At 51.6% G+C, this 23,544-nt stretch carries 19 protein-coding genes; 7 read left to right on the top strand and 12 right to left on the bottom strand.

Going from position 1 to position 23,544, the window contains the following annotated elements; translation table 11 throughout:
- The first annotated feature begins 59 nt into the window (after positions 1 to 59).
- Positions 60 to 755, top strand: a complete 696-nt coding sequence (locus tag JIN82_RS10850) for an ABC transporter ATP-binding protein (RefSeq protein WP_234041941.1) — start codon at positions 60 to 62, stop codon at positions 753 to 755.
- Positions 752 to 3,358, top strand: coding sequence for an ABC transporter permease (locus JIN82_RS10855; RefSeq protein ID WP_200311669.1), 2,607 nt, complete (start codon positions 752 to 754; stop codon positions 3,356 to 3,358). The genes JIN82_RS10850 and JIN82_RS10855 overlap by 4 nt, the downstream gene beginning before the upstream one ends.
- A gap of 69 nt (positions 3,359 to 3,427) precedes the next feature.
- On the opposite strand, the gene JIN82_RS10860 is transcribed toward JIN82_RS10855, so the two are convergent.
- The 11 genes from JIN82_RS10860 to JIN82_RS10910 form a co-directional block, all read right to left on the bottom strand.
- Entirely contained in the window at positions 3,428 to 3,691 is a 264-nt protein-coding gene (locus JIN82_RS10860; RefSeq protein ID WP_200311670.1) for a hypothetical protein, read from the bottom strand.
- Between the two features lie 166 nt (positions 3,692 to 3,857).
- Positions 3,858 to 4,370, bottom strand: coding sequence for an SRPBCC family protein (locus tag JIN82_RS10865; protein ID WP_200311671.1), 513 nt, complete (start codon positions 4,368 to 4,370; stop codon positions 3,858 to 3,860).
- 61 nt (positions 4,371 to 4,431) lie between these two features.
- Entirely contained in the window at positions 4,432 to 5,595 is a 1,164-nt protein-coding gene (gene bioF, locus JIN82_RS10870) for an 8-amino-7-oxononanoate synthase (RefSeq protein ID WP_200311672.1), read from the bottom strand.
- Positions 5,596 to 5,600: 5 nt separating this feature from the next.
- Positions 5,601 to 6,449: a D-alanyl-D-alanine carboxypeptidase family protein gene (locus tag JIN82_RS10875; RefSeq protein ID WP_200311673.1), complete on the bottom strand. Its 849-nt coding sequence runs from the start codon at positions 6,447 to 6,449 to the stop codon at positions 5,601 to 5,603.
- Between the two features lie 37 nt (positions 6,450 to 6,486).
- Complete coding sequence (locus JIN82_RS10880; protein WP_200311674.1) at positions 6,487 to 6,861, bottom strand: hypothetical protein; 375 nt, start codon at positions 6,859 to 6,861, stop codon at positions 6,487 to 6,489.
- 123 nt (positions 6,862 to 6,984) lie between these two features.
- Complete coding sequence (locus JIN82_RS10885; protein WP_200311675.1) at positions 6,985 to 8,565, bottom strand: Rne/Rng family ribonuclease; 1,581 nt, start codon at positions 8,563 to 8,565, stop codon at positions 6,985 to 6,987.
- A gap of 136 nt (positions 8,566 to 8,701) precedes the next feature.
- Positions 8,702 to 10,816, bottom strand: coding sequence for a penicillin-binding protein 2 (mrdA, locus tag JIN82_RS10890; protein WP_200311676.1), 2,115 nt, complete (start codon positions 10,814 to 10,816; stop codon positions 8,702 to 8,704).
- Positions 10,813 to 11,412: a hypothetical protein gene (locus JIN82_RS10895; protein ID WP_200311677.1), complete on the bottom strand. Its 600-nt coding sequence runs from the start codon at positions 11,410 to 11,412 to the stop codon at positions 10,813 to 10,815. The genes mrdA and JIN82_RS10895 overlap by 4 nt, the downstream gene beginning before the upstream one ends.
- A 6-nt stretch (positions 11,413 to 11,418) precedes the next feature.
- On the bottom strand, positions 11,419 to 12,222 hold the full coding sequence (mreC, locus tag JIN82_RS10900; protein ID WP_200311678.1) for a rod shape-determining protein MreC: 804 nt from the start codon (positions 12,220 to 12,222) through the stop codon (positions 11,419 to 11,421).
- 33 nt (positions 12,223 to 12,255) lie between these two features.
- Complete coding sequence (locus JIN82_RS10905) at positions 12,256 to 13,281, bottom strand: rod shape-determining protein (RefSeq protein WP_200311679.1); 1,026 nt, start codon at positions 13,279 to 13,281, stop codon at positions 12,256 to 12,258.
- A 227-nt stretch (positions 13,282 to 13,508) separates the two neighbouring features.
- Positions 13,509 to 14,015 carry a hypothetical protein gene (locus tag JIN82_RS10910; protein WP_200311680.1) on the bottom strand — a complete coding sequence of 169 codons (507 nt, stop codon included), beginning with the start codon at positions 14,013 to 14,015 and terminating at the stop codon, positions 13,509 to 13,511.
- Between the two features lie 346 nt (positions 14,016 to 14,361).
- Between JIN82_RS10910 and JIN82_RS10915 the strand changes: the two genes are divergently transcribed.
- The 3 genes from JIN82_RS10915 (at position 14,362) to JIN82_RS10925 (ending at position 18,108) form a co-directional block, all read left to right on the top strand.
- Complete coding sequence (locus JIN82_RS10915) at positions 14,362 to 15,111, top strand: hypothetical protein (RefSeq protein ID WP_200311681.1); 750 nt, start codon at positions 14,362 to 14,364, stop codon at positions 15,109 to 15,111.
- 271 nt (positions 15,112 to 15,382) lie between these two features.
- Complete coding sequence (locus JIN82_RS10920) at positions 15,383 to 16,306, top strand: serine/threonine protein kinase (protein ID WP_200311682.1); 924 nt, start codon at positions 15,383 to 15,385, stop codon at positions 16,304 to 16,306.
- A gap of 50 nt (positions 16,307 to 16,356) precedes the next feature.
- Entirely contained in the window at positions 16,357 to 18,108 is a 1,752-nt protein-coding gene (locus JIN82_RS10925) for a LamG-like jellyroll fold domain-containing protein (RefSeq protein ID WP_200311683.1), read from the top strand.
- Positions 18,109 to 18,123: 15 nt separating this feature from the next.
- Here JIN82_RS10925 and JIN82_RS10930 read toward each other — a convergent pair whose 3' ends face one another.
- Positions 18,124 to 20,802, bottom strand: a complete 2,679-nt coding sequence (locus tag JIN82_RS10930) for a tetratricopeptide repeat protein (protein WP_234041942.1) — start codon at positions 20,800 to 20,802, stop codon at positions 18,124 to 18,126.
- Between the two features lie 87 nt (positions 20,803 to 20,889).
- Here JIN82_RS10930 and thiL point away from each other — a divergent pair, with 87 nt between their 5' ends.
- Positions 20,890 to 21,786: a thiamine-phosphate kinase gene (gene thiL / locus JIN82_RS10935; protein ID WP_200311685.1), complete on the top strand. Its 897-nt coding sequence runs from the start codon at positions 20,890 to 20,892 to the stop codon at positions 21,784 to 21,786.
- A gap of 123 nt (positions 21,787 to 21,909) precedes the next feature.
- On the top strand, positions 21,910 to 23,433 hold the full coding sequence (locus tag JIN82_RS10940) for a glycoside hydrolase family 75 protein (protein ID WP_200311686.1): 1,524 nt from the start codon (positions 21,910 to 21,912) through the stop codon (positions 23,431 to 23,433).
- Positions 23,434 to 23,544 lie beyond the last annotated feature (111 nt).

The raw sequence follows: 23,544 nt of genomic DNA on the forward strand, positions 1-23,544 counted from the left end.
CCATAGATTGGCCTATAAGCATATTAGCTGGGTTCGCCAGCTATAGAGATATGCAAAAGATGATCCTAAAAACGAATTCTTTGATCAAAGAATACACTAGCGGAGAACAACGGCTGAGAGTTCTCGATGAAGTTAGCATTGAAGTTCCAGAAGGGGCCACTGCTGCTATTGTCGGTCCCTCAGGGAGTGGAAAGACGACGTTGTTAGGATTGTGCGCTGGGCTGGATCAAGCGACGGGTGGAGATGTTCTGCTAGTTGGCCAAGAGCTTGGATCTCTATCTGAGGATCAACGAGCTGCTCTGCGTGCCGAATCGGTTGGCTTTATTTTTCAAAACTTCCAGCTGATGCCAGCGCTCACAGCCTTAGAAAATGTCATGGTACCCGAGGAGCTACGCGGTGTGAGTGGCAAAGAAACCATAGCTAGAGCAGAGAAGTTATTGGAGCGGGTTGGGTTGGCGAAGCGGGTGAATCATTACCCTAACCAGCTATCAGGTGGTGAGCAGCAACGTGTTGCGATTGCTCGGGCATTCATGCACAAGCCGAAGATTTTGTTTGCCGACGAGCCTACTGGGAACCTCGACGAAGAGGCCAGCGCATTGGTGGAAGACATGCTTTTTGAGCTCAACCAGGAATCGTCTATCGCGCTAGTGGTAGTGACCCACGATCTCGATCTAGCAGCAAAGGCTGATTATGTTTTCCGGTTAAAAAATGGTCAACTGGTTGAGCAGAAATTTCACGGTGAGGTAAGTTCATGATCGATTTTCTAAGACAGTTAGTTTCGCCGTGGGTATGGCGCATGGCTTGGCGAGATAGTCGTCCAGCGCGCTGGCGCTTGTTGTTATTTTCGAGTTCGATTGTCTTTGGCGTAGCCGCGCTAGCGACTATTGGTTCACTGCGTGAAAACCTGAATTCGGCGTTAGGTGGGCAGGCGAAGTCATTGCTAGGAGCTGATCTAATGGTGGCATCGCGCGAGCCGTTTTCCGCGGAGTCTGAAAACTTACTGGCCGATTTTCGGCGACAAAGTAGTGATGAAGTTAGGGAGTTATCCTTCACCAGTATGGTTGGCATCGCTGATGAGGTGGCGCCGAAGTTAGTCACTCTGCGAGGCGTCGAGCCTGCATTTCCATTTTTTGGTAGTGTGGTGACTGAGCCCGCAGCTGCTTGGCAGCAGATGCAAGCTGGTGGCGGCATCATTGTGGAGCCAGCATTTCTAGCAAGTATGAACGCCTCGGTTGGTGATCTGGCCAAGGTGGGATCATTAGAATTACCGGTGTTAGGAGTCGTCAAAGAAGCGCCGCCGTCGGCCTCTGGCTTTAGCGCGCTCTCACCAACGGTATTTATCTCGCTAGAAAAGCTAGAATCTACTGGCCTAGCTGGCATGCGCAGCTTGGCATTTCACCGCGCGTATTTCCAGCTCAACGATGGCGTTAATGCTGAGCAGTTAGTTGAGGCTAATGGCGCAAAAATGACTGAACTCAAACTGACACAAACAACCGCTGAGAGCCGCAGTGAAAATGTAGAACAAGCAATCGACTACCTCTATCTATTTCTCAACCTTGTAGGCATTAGTGCTTTGTTTTTGGGCGGGATAGGTGTGGCTGGCGCGATTCATGTGCATGTATCTGAGCGTCTAGCTAGCGTGGCTACGTTGCGTTGTTTGGGGTGTTCTGCGGCGCGCTCCTTTGCCGTCTATTTTGTTCAATGTGTAGCCTTAGGCTTTATCGGTGTTGGTTTTGGATTGTTGTTAGCTTGGGTAAACTTGCTGGCTCTAGGTGCTGTGTTAGCAAACTACTTTCCAGCTGGTTTGCCATTTGGTGTCCAGCTCTCGATGGATGTTGGAGCCTTCATTCAGGGTGGCTTAATGGGCGTGATCGTTAGTACCGTATTTGCGTTGTTGCCATTGTTAGCTGTGCGGCGTGTGAGCCCACTTGCGGCGATCCGCAAGGGCGAGCAATTTCAATCACAAGGGCGACGCGATCCATTGCGCTGGTTGATATACACACTCATGGTTGCGGTGGTCTTTTTTGTCGCTTGGTTTGACTCGCGCCAGCTGGAGCGAGCATGGATCATTGCGGGCGCCTATATTGGGTTCCTGCTGTTAGCCTTTGGGGTATTTGCTGCTGTTGGTCTATTACTACGCAAAGCCTGCCGCTGGCTGATGCGTCCTAGCTGGCCATTTGTTCTGCGCCAAGGTGTGGCCGCTCTCTACCGACCAAATAACCAGACTGGTTTATTTATGATGTCTATCGGTATGGGAGTATTTTTCATGCTCACTTTGATCTGCATGCAAAACATCCTCAACCAGTGGCTCGATCCTGAGCGCATGGCTGAAAAACCGAACCTCTTTTTTGTAGATGTACCTCCGGGTGAAATGTCTGGTGTTTCTACGATGGTGGCGGAACAAGGAGCGACGCCTCTTGGCAATGCCCCTATCGTATCGATGCGCATTACCGATGTGAAAGGCGTGGGGGTACGTCAGCTCGCTAGCCAAGGCGATGCCAGCGGGCACAAAATTCCAGCTTGGGTAGTTAGGCGTGAATTCCGCTCAACCTATCGTGACCAGCTGGGCGACAGTGAAGAAATGATTGCTGGAGAATGGATATCTAGCTGGAGTGCTAGCCAGAAAAATGAAGCGATTCCAGTTAGTCTAGAGCAAAAAATGGCAGACGACCTAGGAGTGGTGATAGGTGACGAGCTATCTATCAGCATTGAAGGCTTTGGCGTTTCGCTACCAATTCGTGTTGCCAATTTACGCGAAGTCGACTGGCGCAGTTTGAACCTGAATTTCTTCATGATCTTTCCTCCTGGAGTTCTCGATGACTACGTTTCCTATGATGTGATGACGGCGCATTCAGCGGGGCCAGAAATCACAGCGGACGTGCAGAAGGCTCTGTTTGAGAAATTCCCCTACGTAAATACTATTGATGTTAGTCTGATTCTTAGCGCCGTTCAGCAAGTGCTAGCTGGCGCGAGCCGAGCGGTGCAGGCGATGGCGATGCTAACGGTACTAACGGGAGCCTTAGTTTTGGTTGCTTTGGTGCTAGCTGGCCGCCGCGTAAGAATTCGCGAAAGTGTTTTGTTGCGCACTATGGGCGCTAGCCGCAGGCAAATCACACAGGTTTTGGCCAGTGAGTACATCTTGTTATCAAGCATGGCTGTCACCGCTGGAGCAGGACTCTCGGTGATTGCTTGTTATTTGCTAGGGATGCAGGTGTTCCAAGGTGAGGCGTTTGTTTTCCCATGGCTATTGATGTTAGCCACAAGTGTGGGATTTGTGATCGTGATCGTTAGCCTAGGCATGTTGCTTAGCCGCGGCATCGCCAAACGTCCACCCTTAGAGGTATTGAGGTCAGCCTAGCTGATGACCCTAGCTAGCCAGCTGGCTGAAAATCTCAGTCAGCTGGATGCTAGGGAATTTGGCGCAAACTTATTTAGGCAGTTTGTATTTCAGGCTGCCGCCGCGAATTTTTCTAAAGAGGAGTAAGATTAGCCATGATCCTGCTAGGCTGATGACGGTGACGGATTTTACCATATCGTAGTTGCTATCATTGATACGGTTTTGGCTCCATTGTTGGACTAAGCTGAGCTCTTGCTGAATATAGGCGTCGCCGTGCGTGATGTGCATCAGTTGGGAAACTGGATACAGCAAAACGATTAGAACCACGAGGATCACAGAGCTACTTATCTTCATAATGATGATGGTAAAATGGGAGCCTTTTGGGTAATTACCATTCATTATCTAAATCGAATTTAGCCTGTCAAATTTAAGAATGTCGCCGTGCTGAGTGGGTGTATAAAACGCTCCTTTGCTTGTGGTTGCTTAGTCGTTGGCTTTTAGGGGGATTTGTTAGCCTCGGCTATTCAGGGAACATTTCTTTAAGAACGCTCACGCGGTGGTCAAAAATCCGCTGAAGTTTCTTACGCACATAGAGCTTGTGGACGAGGTCACCGAGTAATCCAAATGGCAGCGCGTAATGAATTTGGTCTATCATCAAGACGCCGTTTTCGTTAGCCTCGAGTGAGTGTTTGTGGTGCCAGAGTTTGTATGGACCGGCTCTTTGCTCATCGACAAAACTTTCTAGCGGGTGGACATTTTTGATCTCGGTGAGCCATTGGTTCCAGATTCCGGGGGCAATTTGGATATTGTAGTGGATGATTTGTCCCTCGTGCATCCGCTGGTTGGCGCCAGAGAGGATTTGGAACTTCATGTCTGGCGGGGTGATTTTGTCGAGGTTGTTGGGATCACAGAAAAACTCCCACGCTTGTTCTAGGGAAATCGGCAGTTGCTGTTCTTGTTTGAGTTGATAGATCATTGGGTGTGCTAGGGTGATTACTTCTAGCACTAGTACGCGCGCGTCATCAGAGCGCAAGTGAATGATGACAATTTCGGCCAGCTGAAAATCGTCTGCTGTTGGAGGTGGATTTTCCTAACTAGCTGGAACTTGCAAGTGCCTGAGCTAGCTGGCTGAGCTGAGCTGGAGTGTGGCTAGCGCTGATGGTAATGCGCAGGCGAGCGGTATTTTTAGGCACTGTTGGGTAACGGATTGCGGGAACTAGCAGCCCGTTTTGTTGAAGGTTTTCAGAGAGCTGGATGGCGCTGTCTGTATCGCCAATCATCCAAGGGATGATGGCGCTTGTTGGCGTGATTGAGTGATCTAGCTGGCTGGCTAACTGGTGAATGTTTGACCATAGTTTTTCTCTCATCTCGCGGCCCTCGTTAGATGAGATCAACCGTAGGGCGGCGGCGGCGGCGTAGGCTTGTGCTGGTGGTGGGGCCGTTGAGTAGATGAATGAGCGCGCGCGGTTGATTAGCAGTTGGCGGTAGCTGGCTGAGCAGGCGATGTAGCCACCAGCTATGCCAGCGGCTTTGCCGAGTGTGCCCATGTGGAAGTCTATCTGTGATGTTAGGTCTAGCTGTTCAGCTAGACCCATGCCAGTGGAGCCAAATACTCCGAGACCGTGAGCTTCGTCGACTAACAGTAAGGCGCCGTATTTCTCTTTGAGGGCACATATTTCAGCTAGTGGCGCAATGTCACCATCCATGCTGAAGACCGACTCGGTGACGATGAGTACGCGCGCTTCAGCTGGCTGGCTGGAAGCGTTTGAGGTGACGCTTTGCAGCAATTTTTCCAGCTTTGCTAGATGGTTGTGCGGGAAAACTCTGACGGTGGCGCCGCTCATGCGCGCGCCATCTATCAGGCTAGCGTGGCTGAGTTTGTCGAGGATGACGGTATCGCCTTTTTGCAGCAGAGCGGTCAGCGTGCCAACTGAGCAGTTGTAGCCGTTAGCAAAGCTTATGGCGGCCTCGGTATTTTTCAGCTCGGCGATGGTTTCTTCCAGCTGGCGGTGAGCGGGTAGATTTCCCGTCACTAGCCGCGAGGCTCCTGAGCCGGTGCCAAATTTCTCAATTCCCTGGATGAAGGCAGCCTTCAGCGCTGGGTGCTGGGCGAGCCCGAGGTAGTCGTTAGATGCAAAATTAACCAGCTGCTCACCATGCCATGACATAGTGGTGTCTTGCGGGCCATCTAGCTGACGTAATGAACGCAGCAGTGATTGCTCGCGCAGGGCGTCGAGTTCCTGCTCTGGCTGGCGCATGATGCTTAGCTGTTAGCAGCTGGGCGGTCGAGTGCCCAGCGCAGCAGGCTTTCAGATTCTTTCCAAATGGTAGATGAGGTGGCGCCGAGGACGACGACGATGACGGCGCGACCATTTTTCTCACCGGAGGAAACGAGGCAGCGGCCTGATGCATTGGTGGTGCCTGTTTTCATGCCGTTGCAGTAGGAGATGCTTTTCAGCAGTCGGTTGGTATTGGTGAGGTAGCGGCGGCTGCCGTTGGAGAAATTGAAGTAGTAGGCTTTGGTGCCAACGATGCGACGGATGGTTGGGTTGCGGTAGCATTCGCGCCCTAGGATAGCCATGTCACGCGCGGTGGAGTATTGGCCAGTGGCGGTGAGGCCATGTGGGTTGAGGAAATTGGAGCTCATCATGCCGATGCTGCGCGCTTTGCGGTTCATCACATCGGCAAAGGCATTTTCGCTGCCGGCGACGTCACGAGCGAGTGCGCGGGCGACGTCGTTGCCGCTCTTGACGAGCAGGGCGCCAACGAGGTGGCGGCGGGTGTATTTTTGTCCTGGCTGGATGCCGAGTTTGGTAGGCACTACCCAGGTATCACTTTTCTGGATGGTAAATGTGCGCTGCAGGTCACCGGCGTCGAGCACGCAGAGAGCGGTGAGGAGTTTTTGGGTACTGGCGACGTGGCGTTTGGTGGTGGAGTTTTTCTCGTAGAGCACGCGTCCGGTTTGGTAGTCGACGACGATGGCGGCAGGAGCTGAGATTCTCGGCGCGGCTTTTTGCGGCAGCGCGGCGATGCGGATGGGCTTATTAGATTGCGCACTAGCCATCATGATGGAGCTAGCGAGTAGGCAGCAGAGCAGGCGGAGAATAGTCATGAATGTGAAATTGGGTGGGATTGAGAAAGGGTGAAAGTTAGCGGCGGAACATGTTAGCGTAGGACATGACAATGCTCCGCAGAATGAGATAGGCAAATAAAATAACAAGTAGCGGCAGCAGCAAGACTAAAAACAGCACAACTCCAACAAAGATAATGAGGCCGCTGAATTTTGATTTTTTAATTTTGAGGAATTGCTCAAAACATTTCAGCCAGAAGTTGGATTTCCAGGTGATCCCTGGGATAGATTGGCTGCTTTGTTTGGATTTGCGACGGCTGGCGCCTGCGCTGGCGTCGTTGAGGTTGTCATCGAACTGAGAGGTCGACGCATCGGCGCTCTTTTCTGCAGGATCATCCGCTGGGCTAGGTGGGATGATCTCGTCGATTTCAATGGTCTTGCTTTCCGGCATCACGTGGGCAGTTTACGATTCTTCAGCTGAGGTGCAATTGAGCAGGTACAGGTATTTTTAAAACGGGGGTATGGGGTAGAAAATGGCCTGTGAGAAGGGATTCCCACAGGCCATGGATGAAGTGGTTTACGCTTGCACGAGAGTTTTTTCGGTCTCGGCGTCGATGATGGCGTAGCGCTCGCGGTGGAGAGCTGGATCTGAGCGGAAGATCAGGCGGCCTTTGTGCTGGCGCTCGATTTCCATGAGCAGAGGAGCATCTTCTTTTTTGAAGCGGTTGAGGACCTCGCCATTGACGACGATGATGATGTCGCCGGTGAGGTTTTCGTTGCGCTGGATCACGGTATTGAGAGCACGCTGGATTTCCACACTCATGGTGAATGGAGTCTTCACGCGGCCGCGGCCTTGGCAATATGGACATGGCTCGAGCATGGAGTCGCGCAGGCTTTCGTTGAGGCGCTGGCGAGTCATTTCCATCAGGCCAATGGAGGAAATCTGCAGGACTTGAGTTTTTGCTTTGTCACGCTTGAGGCGCTCACGCATGGCGCGGTAAACGGCTTGCTGGTCGCGGCGGTGGCGCATGTCGATGAAGTCGACGACAACGAGTCCGCCGATGTTGCGCAGGCGCAGCTGGCGAGCCACTTCTTCAGCGGCTTCAAGGTTGGTCTGCAGGAGCATTTTGTCGACGTCTTTAGAGCCGCGGTTGCGGCCAGTGTTGACGTCTACGGCGATGAGCGCTTCGGTTTCATCAATCACCAAGTAGCCGCCACATGGCAGCCACACTTGGCGGTGGAAGGCGTCGTCGATTTGCTTCTGGATGCCAATTTTCTCAAAGATAGACCGGCGAGCTGGGTAGTGGTGGATGCGGCGTTTGGCGCGGCGTGAGATACGCCCAGCGATGTCGCGCATTTTTTCTGTGGTTTCAGGATCATCACAGAAGATGTTGTCGACGTTGTCGGTGAGGAAATCACGCGCGGTGCGCTCGATCAGCCCGGGCTCGCGGAAACAACATACTGGAGCTGGCTTGCTGTCGCGGTTGGTGGCTACTTCTTCCCACTGCTCGAGCAGCATGGCGAGGTCGCGCACAAAGTGGCGGGCGCGCTGGCCCTGGGCCACGGTGCGCATGATGATGCCCATGCCTTCTGGTACTTGCAGCTTCTGCATGATGCGGCGCAGGCGCTGGCGTTCTTTTGGGTCGTCAACTTTACGTGAGATACCAAATTGCTCAGAAAATGGCATGAGCACGAGGTAGCGGCCAGCGAGTGAGACGTTGGTGGTGACGCGTGGGCCTTTGTTGCCAATGGCACCTTTGGACACCTGGATCATGATTTCTGATCCTTCTGGGTAGATATTTGGAATATCCTTAGAGGTGATGCGCTTTTGTTGTTTTTTCTGGCCGCGCTCGATCTCTTCGAGGTCGCCGTCTAGAGCTGCAGGAATGGCATCCCAGAAGTGAAGGAAGGCGTTTTTGTCTAGGCCGATGTCAACGAACATGGCTTTGAGGCCGGGCTCGATGTTTTTCACGGTGCCTTTGAAGATGCCGCCAACGATGTTTTCGTCACCTTCGCGTTCGACGTTATATTCTTCTACGGAACCGTCTTCGACTAATGCGATACGACGTTCCAGCTTCTCAGCATTGACAACAATGCTTACACCTTTGTCGGGGCTGGGTGTGCCGACCCCTAAGGCTTTTTTAATGCGTTGAATCATAGTATTGGGTAAAAAATTGGGTAATAAAAATGGGTAGGTTTGAGATAAATAATACAGTTGTGTTTAGAAAGTTTTGGCGGGATTGATTATGGATAAATGGTTCATAGGGAGGGTGAGTCTAGTTTATAATGAGAAATTATTCATCGATGGTGATGGCGCGAGGTGGTCTTGACCCCTCTTGATCGGCCTCGATGGTGATAGTGGGGCTAGGTACTTGGGGTAGCTCGGCTTCTGGAAGCGGTGAGAATGCGAGCTCGTTGATTTCGTCGCCAGTTTCACCTTCTACAGGGATGCCGGCTTTGTTGTATTCTTCTGGAAGTTCAATTTCTGGGATCACCTCGTAGTGGCCGTAGTATTCAGCCATCTCTGTGAGCGGCAGCTTGTAGCCTTCTTCCATGGCAAATAATCCACGGTAGATGAGGTGGACGAGTGGGCCAGCTACGGCGCCACCAGCTGAGCCGCGCTGCACGGCGACAACGACGACGTAGCGTGGGTTTTCAAATGGTGCGTATGAGGCTGTCCAGGCAACGTGGTGGCCGGTTTCGCCGAGGTCAGATGTTTGTGCGGTGCCGGTTTTGGCAGCGGCTTCGATGCCGATGTCTTTGAGGGAAACGCGGCGAGCTGTGCCGCCGACTTTGTTGACGGCTGCCCACATGCCATCTTGGATGGTTTTGAGTTCTTCTTGGCTGACGCCTTTAGCCAGCAGGCTGTATTTGAGTTTGGGCTCGTCGGCGATGATCTTTTCACCTGCTTGGTTGGTGACTTCTTTGACGATGCGCGGCTGGTAGAATCTGCCACCATTGGCGATGGCGGAGATGATTTGGGCTACTTGTAGTGGCGTGGATGAGCTATCGGTCTGGCCGATGGAGAGCATGCCTGTGAGCGCGGGTGTCATGGAGGCGCCGCGGCGGATTTGTCTTCTCCATGTGCGGTTGCCCGGCAGGATGCCTGTGTCTTCGTTGGGCAGTTCGATGCCGGTTTTTTTACCTAGCCCGAGGTCTTCAAACCCTTGCACCATTTTGGCGGTGCCTAGGTAGTTGGCCACGTTCATGAAAAAGACGTTGCACGAGCGCTGGATGGATTCTTCCAGCCCGAGGCTGCCGTGGCCCCAGGTTTTCCAGCAGCGGATTTTGACGCGACCGTATTGCACGTATCCGGGGCAGTTTTCGTGTGTATGGGCGATGTCGTGCTGGGCGGCGACAAGCGCGGTAGGCAGCTTCCAGGTAGATCCTGGGGTGAGTCCAGAGATGGCGCGGTTGGCAAAGGGAGCTGATTTATTGAGCCGGTAGAGGTCGAAGGTATCTTGATCGATACTGGGAATGAAATGTGATGGCGTGTAGTCTGGTACGGATGCCATGGCGAGCACTTCGCCGGTATTTGGATCCATGACCACAGCGGCGGCGCGGCCAGCGCGGCGCAGAGTTTTTTCCACTAGCTGCTGGATGTGGCTATCGATGGCTAGGGTGACTTCGGCTCCCAGCCCAGGGCGCTGGTAATCTTCGAGTTTGAGAATGTGACCTTTTTCGTTTTTCAGCAGGGTTTTGATGCCGGGTGCGCCTTGCAGGTATTCGTCCATGCTGGCTTCGATGCCAGCGACACCGTGGCTATCGCCAGTGTAGTGCTGGTATTCGCGCTGATCAGCTGGGCTGATGTCTCCTTTTTCCCACTGCTTGGTGTACCCCAAGACGTGTGAGGCGGTGGCGCCGTACGGGTAGTGGCGGCGCGGGCTGACACGTACCGAGACGCCGGGAAACTCGAGGTTGTGCTCGGCGAAGTAGGCAAATTCGTCGTAGCTGAGGTCGTTGCGGAAAACAAAAGGAACCAGCCCGGCGTGGGTGATGTAGTGGGTATTGAGTGCGCGGGCGTTGTAGTTGCCGTCCAAATTATGGCTGGCAAGTTTTGGTCGCACCCACTCGTTGATGATGGTGCTCATCAATGGCAGCTCGCTCGCTTCGTCTTTGCGATCATTTTCCAGCAAGTAATCGCGGTAGTCGTCGCGAATGGCCTTGAGGTCAAAAACCACTTCGTAGTTGCGCAGGTTGTCGATGAGTACTTTGCCGTGGCGATCAGTGATCAGTCCGCGGATGCCTGGCTCACGTACTTTGATGGTGAAGTTGGTAGGTACTTGCTCGACAAACTCGACGCGGCGGTCGATCTGGAACTCGTAGAGACGCAGCAACAAGGTAGCGCAACCGACCAAAATGAGGGCGGTGAAGGCATAGAGTCGCAGTCTGTAGCGAGGTTGCTTCATAGGTGCTTAGGCGTGATGTAGCGGCTGGTCCAAACGTACCCTTGGTACTTGATCTGGTGGCCAAAGCGTTTGGCTAGCGCGAGTAGAAGAAGGAAAATGAGTGGCGAAATGAGCATGCAAAGTATCGCCGAATAGGAGATCTTTTTCAGCACCTCAATAGGGAAGATGAGCTCGCCACGGATGAAGGTGAGTAGTAGGTATTCTGCCCACAGATAGAGGAAAATAGCGATGCCGCTGAGCAGCGTGGAGACTTGCCATTTGCCCATGCGGAAGAGCGGCTGAATACCGTGCATCAACATGCCCATGGCGCCGTACAGAAAGATGCTGTAGCCAAAGCGCAAAACTTCAGCTGGCTGGGTGTATACACTTTCGTCGCCGCCAGCTGAGGCGAGCGCGTTCTGCGCGTCCCAGATGAAACCGCAGAAGAAGGCTAAGGCTAACATTGGTGCAATGTCCAAGGTCACTGCCGCACAGAGGAAAACCAGCGGCAAAATCATGATGCGCGCGTCACTCCAGCTGGCAAACTCTGGGCTAAAGAGCTGCAGCACGCTGGCGATGAGTGTCAGTATGAATATGCTGATGAGGTAGCGGATCACGGCGGTTTAGCCGTCCTGAGTCAGGACGAAGACGGTTTTTAGATTAGTAAAATCCACCGCAGGTCTGACTAGTGCTTCAGCATCGACTTCTCCTGATTCAAAAGATTCGACGGTGCCTAGAAGAATGTCTGCGGGGAAGAGTCCGCCTCGGCCGGTAGTGTAAACTTTCATACCTGGCTCAATGGCGGCGTTCTTTGATAGGTAGCGTAGCCGGAGAGCGGTTCGCTCTCTCGATTGGCCTCGCTGCCCGCTGAGGATTCCTGCTTCCGGAGTGCCATCCACCTTAGCGGATACGTGGCAACTCTCGTCTGTTAGCAAAATGATGGTTGAGGTATCTTCAGAGAGGCGATTGACTTTGCCAATCAGGCCTGCTGCATCGAGAACGGCTTGTTGTTTGGTGAGGCCGTTCAGAGATCCTCTATCGATGACAGCTTCTTGCCACCATGTCGCCGGGTTGCGGCGGATGATATTGGCAGCCATCACGTGAAAGGGGCTATTTTCTTGGAAATCTAGTGCCCTGTGGAGATCCACATTTTGTTCTTCAAGTTTACGCAGGTGGGCAATTTCCACACGTAACTTGGCCAATTCATCATTGGCTAGCTGAAGTTGCACATTGGTTTCTTCCGAGTGCTTTACTTCATCTAAAAAGTTTCGAGCTTTTGCGCTGGCGGCTGAACTTTGCGTAAGCAGCGGGCCAGCGAGCTCGTAATAACTAGCCTGAATCCTTTGCACAGAATGCTCCGAGCGGGTGATGGCCCAAATGGCCCCCGCTAAAAACAATAACAGAGCAATAAGATTGTGAGGCTTCATAGCTGGGTGAGAGCAGTAGTCGTGCAAACTACTCTATTCGCTATCGGCAATGCGATGCAAAAGTTCCATTTCCTGCAATGCTATACCGGTGCCTTCAGCCACGGCACTGAGTGGATCTTCAGCCACATTGATTGGCAGGCCAGTCTCCTGGTGAAGAAGTTTGTCTAAGCCGCGGAGAAGCGCGCCGCCACCTGCGAGCGTGATGCCGCGGTCAACGAGGTCACTTGCCAGCTCCGGCGGGCAATGTTCCAGCGTGGTGCGCACGCCGTCGACGATAGCAGAAAGTGTATCAGACATGGCAGCACGGATTTCTTCAGAGGTGATGCTGATGGTTTTTGGCAGTCCGGCGACGAGGTCGCGTCCGCTAACGTCCATGACGATTTCTTTTGGCAGAGGAGCAGCAGATCCGAGACGGATTTTGATGCTCTCAGCGGTGCGCTCACCAATCATCAAGTTGTAGCTGCGCTTCATGTGGTTGATGATGGCTTCGTCGAGTTCATCACCAGCGGTACGCACGCTGCGTGAGTAAACGATACCAGCGAGGGAAATCAGCGCCACTTCTGTGGTACCACCACCAATATCAACAATCATGCTACCAGCGGCATCGAGGACAGGAAGTCCCACACCGATGGCGGCTGCCATTGGTTCTTCGATGAGGTGTACTTCGCCAGCGCCAGCTTGCAGGGCAGATTCGCGCACAGCACGTTTTTCTACCTCAGTGATGCCGGATGGGATGGCAATGAGAACGCGTGAGTTTGCACCGCGGCGACCTTTGCTAGCCTTTTTGATGAAGTAGCGAAGCATGGCTGCTGTCACTTCGAAATCAGCAATGACACCATCGCGCAGCGGGCGGATGGCTACAATGTTGCCAGGCGTACGTCCGAGCATGCGCTTGGCTTCGTCACCGACGGCGAGTACTTCGTTAGTACCCGATTTCACCGCTACTACCGACGGCTCACGTAGTACGATGCCTTGGTCTTTGACGTTGACGAGTGTATTGGCGGTACCGAGGTCGATACCGATGTCATTGGACCGAAATCCGAAAAGTTTAGAAAACATGATTAGAAAGTCGCTTTGGATATGGAAATCAGGGGCGAGATGAATGGGGGAGACGTAGCGCAAGACGGACGGCTCAGCTGGGCAGGAATGATCCTGTGGGAGAGAGAAATTGAGGTCTCCATTCAACGCCTGAGCAGATTGCCCCTTAATCCATTACTGGTCAAGCGGCAACAATTACCTGCGGCGGGGAAATTTTCAGCTAGCTGAGAACGTGCGTTTACCACGGATTAGGCATTGCCCAGAGCCAAGCGCTCGTCGCTTTCTAAGATGTCAGCCAAGTTGCTCCAACCGTCTTGGGTCTGAGCATTGAAAATGTGTAGGTAAGTGGCTACTGTAGCGCCGTCGTTTTTCTCGAGCAATTTGTCTACAGCAGTTTTGAGTTTGTCGTCATCGAGTGACTCAGGAAGTTCACCGTCCACAGCGCCTTCGCCGTTGTGCTCGATGCCGAGTGAATCGCAGAAGTCGATGAGCATGTCTTGTTTGCCCTTCATGAACCAAACTTGCAGGAGGTGCTCGCCAATCATGTCGCTGGTTTTCAGCTGGAGTGTTTTATGCATCCATGCGAACTGCTCGGCGACTGGTTTTTTCTGCACAAAAGCAGGGCGCAGTTTGCGGTTTGCTGCCAAGCTAGCCACGGCAGATTTGTAGAGCTCTCTGTCTTCGCTGCGCATCCATGTGAATAGATCTGTGGATAGTGAAGCGGGTACGTTCTGGAAAATTTGGTATGCGTTCATAACTAGAAAAATAGTGGTAAATATTAACTACTGATTTGCTGGTGGCAGTGAAGCAATTTACGGCTAACTTGCAAGCTTTTCATCACTTCTAGAGGGAGGAATTTTCCATCAAACGGGCAATCTTTATCCGAACGGGTGTTTCCTGCTGATGTATTTGCTGGCATATTGGCTAAAGGTTTACGCCATGTGCCTTTCCGCTGGTACGGGCACGTCTGCGAATGATTATTTTTGCCAGCAAAGTGAATTTGCAAAATCAAACTATTGTCAGGGGAAGCTTGCAATGCTGCTTTCGTTATTGCTAAATCCTCGTAGATGCGCAGTATTAAAGAAAGAAAAGGATACGTATATGTCTGATGTTACTCCACTCCAACAAGAGATAGAAGATCTCGTAGCCAAAGTTATGGCTGAACCAGATAATTGGCCACAGCGTCGTGAAGCTGCGCTTGGGTTGTCTGAGCTAAAACGATTTGAGGAAGCCGCCGATTTGGTGTGGAGCGCACCAGAAGTACCGTCGACAGATGATGACATTGTATTCACATGTTGCATGCTTGCGCAGGCACCTAGCCGCAACTCTCGCTGCATCCGTCTGATCCAAGCGGTACTCGAGCAAAACAAAGGCAAACCAACCAAGAATATGGCGATTGCCGGAGCCATGATGAAATATGGCATGCTCATGCAAGCTGCCCGATTCTATGGCATCGCTCTGCAAGAAGATGAAGGATTAGTGAATCCTGAACTAGAGAAATTTTTCCTCTGGCTGCGCCCAACTAACCAGCTGAAACGCAAAGGTTCAGTGGCTGATCCTGTGCCGTCAGATCCAAATACACCGCCGCTCATGGGCTCATCTGTGCGTACCTCTACAGGCAAGAGCACGCTCAAGCCATTAGCGCCAAAGCAGACCGCGCCGATTCCTTTGATTCGTCCAGCTACTCCTAAGCCGGCAACGACTCCTCAGCCAATGGCTAGACCGACCACGGCATCAACACCAATTCCAATCGCTCAAAAACCGGCTCCTCCTGCGCAGCCTGCTGTGGCTGAAAAACACAAACCGGTTAAAATTAAGCCACCAGTAAAGTTGGCGCCGCCAACTAAATAAGCCACTCCAAGTGCGTTAATTACTTAGAAATGCGAAATGAAGGCAAACTGCAGAGTTTGCCTTTTTTTTGTACCCATACATATAGGCTCAGCCAGATAGCAGTGCTTATCAATGCTTAGCTTATATCTAGCTGTTGTTTTGTAACTAGTTTATTTTGAGTTGGTTAAAGTCTTCTCTGGTGGTGAATTCTATTGCTCCTGCGGAATCATACATTATATTAAACGAGTGTTTCTGGTGTTTTGTATGATTTTAAGCCGTGGGGATAAGCAATATGAATGATCGATATATAATGCAGCGCGCTGTGGGTGAGGGAGCTACAGGCGGAGTCTATGAAGTTTATGATAGTCAAATGGCCCGGTATGTTGCGCTGCGGCAAATTCAAGAAGATGCCAGCCTCGTTGAGGCCGAGCGCGCGCGTCGGCGTAGTGAGTTCAAAATATTGATCAGCGAGTTGATCAAAGTTCAACACCCCAATTTGCCCTATGTCTTTGATGCCGGAATTGATGGTGAGACGCCATTTATGTGCTGCTCATTTATTAATGGCGCCTGGATGATGGACGAACTTGCTGTTTCGCCAACTCTCTCCACCACAGATGTGGCGCGCATCGCTGAGGATGTGCTGAGCGTGCTAGCTGGCTTGCACGACGTAGGCATTGTGCACGGCATGTTGAGCCCTAAGTCATTGATGTTTCAGCCCTGCCCATCAGGCGGCAATCGCTACTTTGTTGTCGATGCCGGAGTGGCTGAAGTTTATACGCTTTTTCATAGCCCGCAGGCATACAGAAAGAATTTACTCGATCCAGCGCTCGCCGCACCTGAGCTGGCACACGGCTGCGTCGCCACGCCGCTGAGTGATCTCTATGCCTGTGGTCATCTACTTTATTCGCTCTTAGCGGGTGGTCATCCATGCGCTGGGATGTCGCTAGAGCAGGCTGAGCGGTGGAACCATGAAACAGGAATGCTTCCTATTTCACATTACCGACCAGAAGTGCAGCCTTCATTTGCCCATTGGCTGAGCCGCCTGATGGAGCCTAACCTAGCCTTAAGGTTTGAAAGTGCTCAGCTTGCACTCTCCACAATGCCTGCTGTTGAGGCAAATGCGCCAGTAATTGGATTTGAGAAGGTGACCATTAGTGAAACAAGTGTTCGAGGGCGGCTTGGTCAATTGTTGAAAAAGCTGGTTCCCTCATCCTGAATCATATATTCATTTATCCGTCCTTGTTAGTAATTACCCACTATTAAGTTTTGTATCATTGGAATTATGTCGAAGTCCTCGAGAAGGCTTCTTATTGTGATCGCTATGCCGTTGGAGCAGATGCTGGAGTTGCCGATGGGCGCTTAGTCAGGCTGCACCATCAGGGCTTTCATAACCCTGTGCCTCCGGAACTCGCGGATGCCGTCAAAGATCAGTTTAAGGTGGTGCAGCAGATTACTGGCCACCCACACATTGCATCCTGGTTTAGCTGCGAGATTGATTTCTCCGGGCTAGACTTGTTTGGCGAGGTGGAACACTGGCAACTTTTATATTCTGGCTTAGATGAAAGCCAGCTCATGCAGCTGATTGAGGAAGTCCTGATCGCGCTCAAATACATGCACGGTCAAGGAGTATACCAAGGCGTCATGGGCACGAGCTCAGTAGGCATGCAAGCGCTGCCTGGCGGTGGCTATAAATACCTATTGGTAGATGCTGGCCTGCATAGTTTGGCGCGCATTTATTTTGGTCACGAACGCTGGAGCGACCTTTGCTTGTCATCCTCTTGGATGGTTCCAGAGATTGCCAAAGGTGAAGCATTTACCGCACAGAGCGACCTCTACATGCTGGGCAACCTGATTTATTATTACCTAGTGGGCGCTCACCCAATGGCAAGTTTGCCAAAACCTGAGTCACTGCGTTTGCGTCAGGCGGATAAAATGGCTGCCATTTCTAGCTACCGCAGCGATCTCAACCCGCAATTTGTGACTTGGCTCTCAGCCATGCTTGCTGGCCAGCCGAGCGATCGACCAAAGTCAGCCGCTCACGCACTCAATGAATTTGAGCAAATCAAAAAGACTGGCATCATCAAGGTGGCGGGGCAAAATTCTAAACCTGCCAAAAAATCGCGCGGCATCGTATCCTTCTCAGCGATCGCCATGGGCTCAGCTGCCGTGGGCGCGCTTTGCAGTTATTATTATGTTCAAGATTCAGGCGCTTCAGCCAGCCAGCCACAGATAGCCAATTCTATCGAGGCAATCGTCGTAGAAGAGCCCGTGAATACCACCGAAGTAGTGGTTGAGAATGCTCAGCCCGCTGAGACCAATCGCGAAGTCAGTTGGCAACTAGATGCAGCAGCTGCATCTGCCGCTTTAGCTCGCCCATGGACTCTGATTGCTGATGGCGGACTCAGACCTGGCTTGGAAATGGTCGGGCGTATTTCATTAGAAAAATTTCAAGGAGCACCTTCTGTATATCTCAATAATAAACAGTCGGTGGCTGAATATATTATGGTGGCGGATGATCAAATTCCCGCTAACAGCTTTGCTGGTGACTACAGTCTCACCGTTTGGCTGCGTTCAGAAATGAGCGAGGACATCTGGAAAAATGGCATGGCTAATGATCCCGTGATTATTGGCAACAAAAGCTGGTTAGATGGACGAAGTGCCGGCTGGGTGATCGCCCTTGGCGCTGATGGTCGCTGGCAGTGGAATCTAGCTGACGGTGAAACTCGTGTCGATTTTGATAGTAAGCCAAAGCTCATCTCTGATGGCGACTGGCACCACCTCTGTGTGGTCGTTAATAGCAGTAAAGGCATCGGCCAGCTCTACACAGATGGTGAGTTAAGCGAAGTGATAGAGATCGGTGAAATCGATCTATCATCTGGCGAGAATACTCTTTTCATCGGCACAGATGCCGCGCTAGGAAAAGAATACCTCAATGCGTTCACTGGAGCGGTTGGCCAAATTGAACTTTGGCCGCGCTGCCTGAGTGAGGATGAAATCAATACTATGGCGAAGGAATAGTAGCCCAGCTGGCTACTAATCTTCCCAAATCATGCGCTCTTGGGCGATGTAGCTCGCGCGTTTGGCGGCATCCTCAGAGCGTGGGCCGTCAAAGCTAGCTATCTTTCTAGCTAGTGATACTACGGCGAGCCACTGAGATTCATCCTTCAGCGCTTTTTGCTCTAGCAGGGTGAGCGCGGTGAACGCGCACTTATAAAACCAGTACCATTCTTTTTCATTCTCGGCAGCGGCCTTGGGCGCGTCTTCTTGGTTGATCACGCTGTAGTAGCTATCCAGTGCCAACTGAATTTTCTTCATCTGCTGGTATGTCTGGCCTAGCTGATAGTGGATTCTGTGTTTCCAGCTGAGTGTCAAACCATCTTCTTCTAGCATCTGTTTGTAGACGTCTAGAGCCTCCTGATAGAATTTTGCTTCACTACTACCAAGTCGGTGCAGGGTGTCGGCTAGCAAGAGGCCCGCTCCACGGCGCAGTGATGGGCTGATGGCTTCTTGTTGATAGACTTCGCGCAGCGATGCCTCCGCCAGAGCTAGGTAGCCGAGGTCAACTTGCACGCGAGCTTGCTGCAGGCGCGCTTCATTGGTCAGCTTGCTGTCCATATCGATGAGTTGTTGGAAAACGGCAACGCTTTCTTCCAGCGCCTGCGGCGTGGCTTCGCGGCGAGCTGCTAGAGCTGAGTAGTAAAGAGCAAATGGAGTAAACTCGCTATTTGGTGATTTGCGTGGAATCTCTGCTAGAACCTGCCGCGCTTTGTTGAAGTCACCATTGTGGAATAGCGACTCGCCTAACTTTAGCTGAAATTCTGCAGTATTCGAAGCTGTTGGAAACCTCTGTAGATAGCGTGACGCAGACTCTGCACTGGCAAGCCAATCTTCTTTGAGCTCATTGGCGCGAATTTCTAACCTCGTTAGCTGGGCGTGTGAATCTGCATCAGTGAGTGAGCCTAGCAATACACTAATCAGATCTTCCGCTAGAGCGACATCGTAAGGCGCTATATACAACGCTGCCGAGGTAAGCGCCAAGCGCGCTTCGTTTGTTCGTGCGTGCTCAGGGTGCTCGTTGATGAAGGTTAGTAATTGGCTGCGTCCTTCTAGCTGATGGGCCGCGCATAACCATAGTGCCCGCTCAAGTTGTAGCGAGGTGATAGCTGCGGTGGATTGTGCTTTGCCTAGTTCGTCTTCAAATGCCGCCAGTTGGCCAGCTTTCAATGCTGAGATACCAGCATTAATTTCAGCCGCTTCACTAACATTATCAAAGCCGGATTGGCTCGCCGCGGAGAATGCTGCTAGAGCTTCGGCGAAATGCTCATCTTGATCGAGAATCAATCCGTGCAGGAAGTTCGCTTGATCTTTGAGTTTTGGCGTGATGGCAATGTCATTGACGATGCTGAGGTCAAAGCGCGCAGCGTCGAAGTCGTCATTGCGGATTTCAATCCAAGCGGACTCTAACATTGACCAGCGGGACAGCGGGTGGTTTGGGTAAAGCAATCTGAGCTTGGAAAATAATGCTGAGGCCATCGCTCTTTCCGCAGCTGATTTGCTAGAGGAGAGCAAGTAGGCACGGTAAAATAACGCGTAGCTAGCTAGATCTTCGTTTTTCTGCTTTTTAGGTGCACGCAGCGAGGTTTCAGCGACTGAACTCCACGGTGAACTTTGAATGTTAGCATTCCAGTACGAGTAGTTGTTGAGCTGCGAACTCGCACTCCAAGTGAGTAATTTTTGCCTCAATGGATGGTCGGCTGGAGCATTGTCAGGGAAGCGAGCGCCCAGTCTGCGGAAGGCTGAATCAATCAGAGGTGAGTTAGGGTTTTCATCGATGAACTTGATCAAGGTTGAAATTGAGTCTTCGATTTTTCCTGCGCCAGTTTCAGCGTCGGATTTCCCCATAAAACATGCCTGAAAGATGGCTCGGCTGAGGTATTCTTTGCTAGAAATCAGCCGCTTGAATTGTTGCTCGGCGAGCGCAAAGTCAGTTTGAGCTAAGGCGATTTTTGCCTCGAGAAATTCACGCAGCTTACTCGCAGATGGTGAGGAATCTTCGATGTCTTCCAGCGCTAGATTGGCTTCCTCGTAATCTTCTAGATCGATGAAGATTTCAGCTAACAATAAGCTAGCTTGGTTGTGTAAAGTACCTTTGTTATCCAACTCGAGGATCTCTCTGAGAGTCGCAATCGCTTCACCTGTTCGCGGGATTGACCGCAGCAGTGATGCTTGCGCGAGCTTCGCTTGACCGTAGTTAGGGTGCTTGCTGCCGATTTCCCCAAAGGCCTCGGCGGCTTTGGCAAAGTGTCCCATCGAGGCTATTGCCTCAGCGCGCCAGTACTGAGCAGCGGCGACATCGTCGTACGCCTTGTCTGCTAGTATTTGGCTGGCTTCGTAGCCAATGCCTGTGCGAATCAACGACTCCGCCAGCTTGAGTTTGGTCGCCAGCTGAGCATCTTCGCTGAGTTCGGTATTCTCCAGTGTCTCGCGGAACCTCATGGTGGCCAACTGTGGCAGCTTATCTTCCATTGCCTGCAGGCCATTTTGGAAGGTCTCGATACTTGCCAGTTCTTGCTTAGCGGCGTCAGTATCTAGCGCCGAGCAGAGCGGGGCTGCGGCGAGTGATAGGCAAATCAATATGGTCGAGCGATTGAGCACGTGCTGAGTTTGGACGAAAATTTGACGAAATGACAGCAATTTGCACCATAAATCCATTCGTCCGTTTTTCTAGCTGGAGAGGGAGAAATGGATTCGTCGCAGAATTGTTTTGGGAATGAGGCTGAAATGGTTTCCAATAGGCTCATGCAAGAAGTCAATGAGCTAGGCGAGGACGCGCTGATTGGAAAACTAACCGAGAACTGGACGACAGGGTCAGGGGTAGTTGTTGGTGTTGGCGATGATTGCGCGGTGGTGGAATCTGCCGATCCGCATACTTATACTTTGCTCAAGACGGACGCGGTCATCGAAGGGGTGCATTTTCTAGCAGATGAAAATTACCAACGTGTTGGCTGGAAGGCCTTGGCCAGAGTGGTCAGCGACTTTGCTGCGATGGGTGGCTGGGGAGATTTCTATCTTGTTACCCTAGCATTGCCCGCTGATTTTGCTGTCGATAAGGTGAGCGCTCTCTATCGTGGATTAGAAATATGTGCTCAAAAATTTGGCGGTCAGTTGGTTGGTGGAGAAACCAGCTCAGTGCCAGCTGGTAGCGCGGCGGTGATTTCTATCGCTGGAACCGGGCGCGTCAAACGAGACCAGTTAGTGAAGCGCACTGGAGCCACCGCAGGTGACGTGATCTATGTCACCGGCCAGCTGGGTGGATCTATCCGCGGCAAACATCTTGACTTTGAACCGCGTGTTGAGGCTGCTAGCTGGTTGGCGGAGAATTTTCTGCCGAACTCGATGATGGATCTATCAGACGGGCTAGCTAAGGATCTTCCTAGACTGGCTGATTATAGTTCATGTGGTTACCAGCTAGATTTTGAAAATATTCCACTCAGTGAGGGATGCGAACTCAGCCAAGCGCTCAATGACGGTGAAGATTACGAACTCTTGCTTACTCAGCCAGCTGAGGTGGTCGATGAGCTCGAGCTTGCATGGGATTTAGCATTTCCAGACCTTCAGCTCAGCCGCATTGGAATTTGCACCTCAGAACCTAGCGATCAGCTTGCTGGCGGATGGGGGCATTTTTCCAACAAGTAGTCTATTTTTAGTGAGTTAGGATGTCTAGCTAGCTTCAATTGCGTGAGCTCTATGACAATGGATTGTCTAGATTTTACGTTTGGGGGATTGCTAAATCGTGCCCCCTGCGCATAGTCTGCCCCTATGTCAGATCAGCCTACTGATACTCAAAGCAATGAGTCCGTGCCTGCTAGAAAAAAAGCGAACCCGTGGAAGTGGTTATGTTTTCTAATGATGCTCGGGCTGGCTGCCTCTATCGCCCTCTGCGCAGCACTTTATTCTACTACCTATCGAGCCATTATTCGCAAATGGATGGCGGACGACCCGCAGGTCGAGCAGGTGACTATCGAGCAATTAGAAAATGACCGACTGAAGGAAATTCAGGTGGTTGAGCAGATCGCACGCGAAGAAGAGGAAAAGAAAGAAGCTGAGCCAGCGTTGGTTACACCACAGGCCAGCCAGGAAGAAGCTGAGCAAGAAGTACGCTATCCACAGGTTCATACCGCCAGCTCTGGTGGCGATGTGAAGCGTTTGTCAAAGGGATTCCAGCTGAAGACTGAGGTGTTGCTAGAACAGGGCGACATCGCCTCGCGTGAGCGCATCAAAGACGATAGCTATCAAGCATTCTATCAGCTCAGAGTGAAAACTCCTGCGGCCTCAAAAACCATTACCGAGCTGGAAGAGGTGAACGAGCACTTAGGTAAGATTTTGCCCGACCTCAGCAAGATGCTAGAGACCGCTCAAGTGTCTAGATTTTACTTTGATATCTACGAAAACAAAGTCGAGCGGCTGAAGAAAAATGCCCTGCAGCTCAACGAACTGATCACCAAGCACAACTTCTTCGACTGCGAAACGATTCTTAATCTCAAGCACCCAGTTAGTGGTCAGAAGGTGCTCTTATTGCAAGGAGACATGGATGTTGTCTCCGACGGCTCCGATGGGGACAGGCTGCCAACCATGCCTGATAAGATTGTCACTTCATCTAACTATCAGCCGATGACTAGCTACGGCTGGCGCAAAACTAGCAAAACACCAAACCCATTGATCAAAGGGTGGAAGGGCAGAATTGCTAATGCTAACAAAGAGCTGGCTGATTCTAAAACGACCAAAGCGAGAGCTGACTGGCTGAAGATGCGCATCGAAAAAATCAAGCGCGAGATCGAAGACATGGAAGCGCGCAGCTACTTGATTGCCGAGTACGATCCATTTGTGGTGATGCCTATCAACATGGTGGTCAACCGTGATGACGAATACGCAGCGCGTGTTGGTGACTACTGTGTGGTGATCTATGGTGATACCCTCTATCCAGCTATTGTTGGAGATGCTGGGCCGTCATTCAAAGTCGGCGAAGCTTCCCTCAGAATGGCCAAGCAGCTAGACGAACGCGCTAACCCGTACCGCCGCCCAGTGAGCGATCTTACCGTGACTTATTTGGTTTTCCCACGCAGCGTGGAGAAACCAAATTCAGCACCTAACTACGACCACTGGCGTAACATGTGCCAAGAGTTTATCGACTCTATCGGTGGCTTAGGTGAAGGTTATCAGCTATTTGAATGGCAGAATACGCTACCGCCACTACCTGGCTCAGAACCACCAGCTAGCAGCAGCGAAGCTCCAACTGAAGGATCTGAAACTAGCGCGCCAGCTGAAACTAAGGCTGCTGAGTAATTAGTCACCTAGCTTCGTTCATTACTTCGAAGCATTGATTTACCAAAAAATGGCGCGTCCCAAATTCGGGGCGCGCCATTTTTATTGAGTTAGCTTTTTAAGTTAGCTTTG

The organism is Persicirhabdus sediminis (genome assembly GCF_016595495.1).
In the GTDB taxonomy this organism is placed as follows: domain Bacteria; phylum Verrucomicrobiota; class Verrucomicrobiia; order Verrucomicrobiales; family Akkermansiaceae; genus Persicirhabdus; species Persicirhabdus sediminis.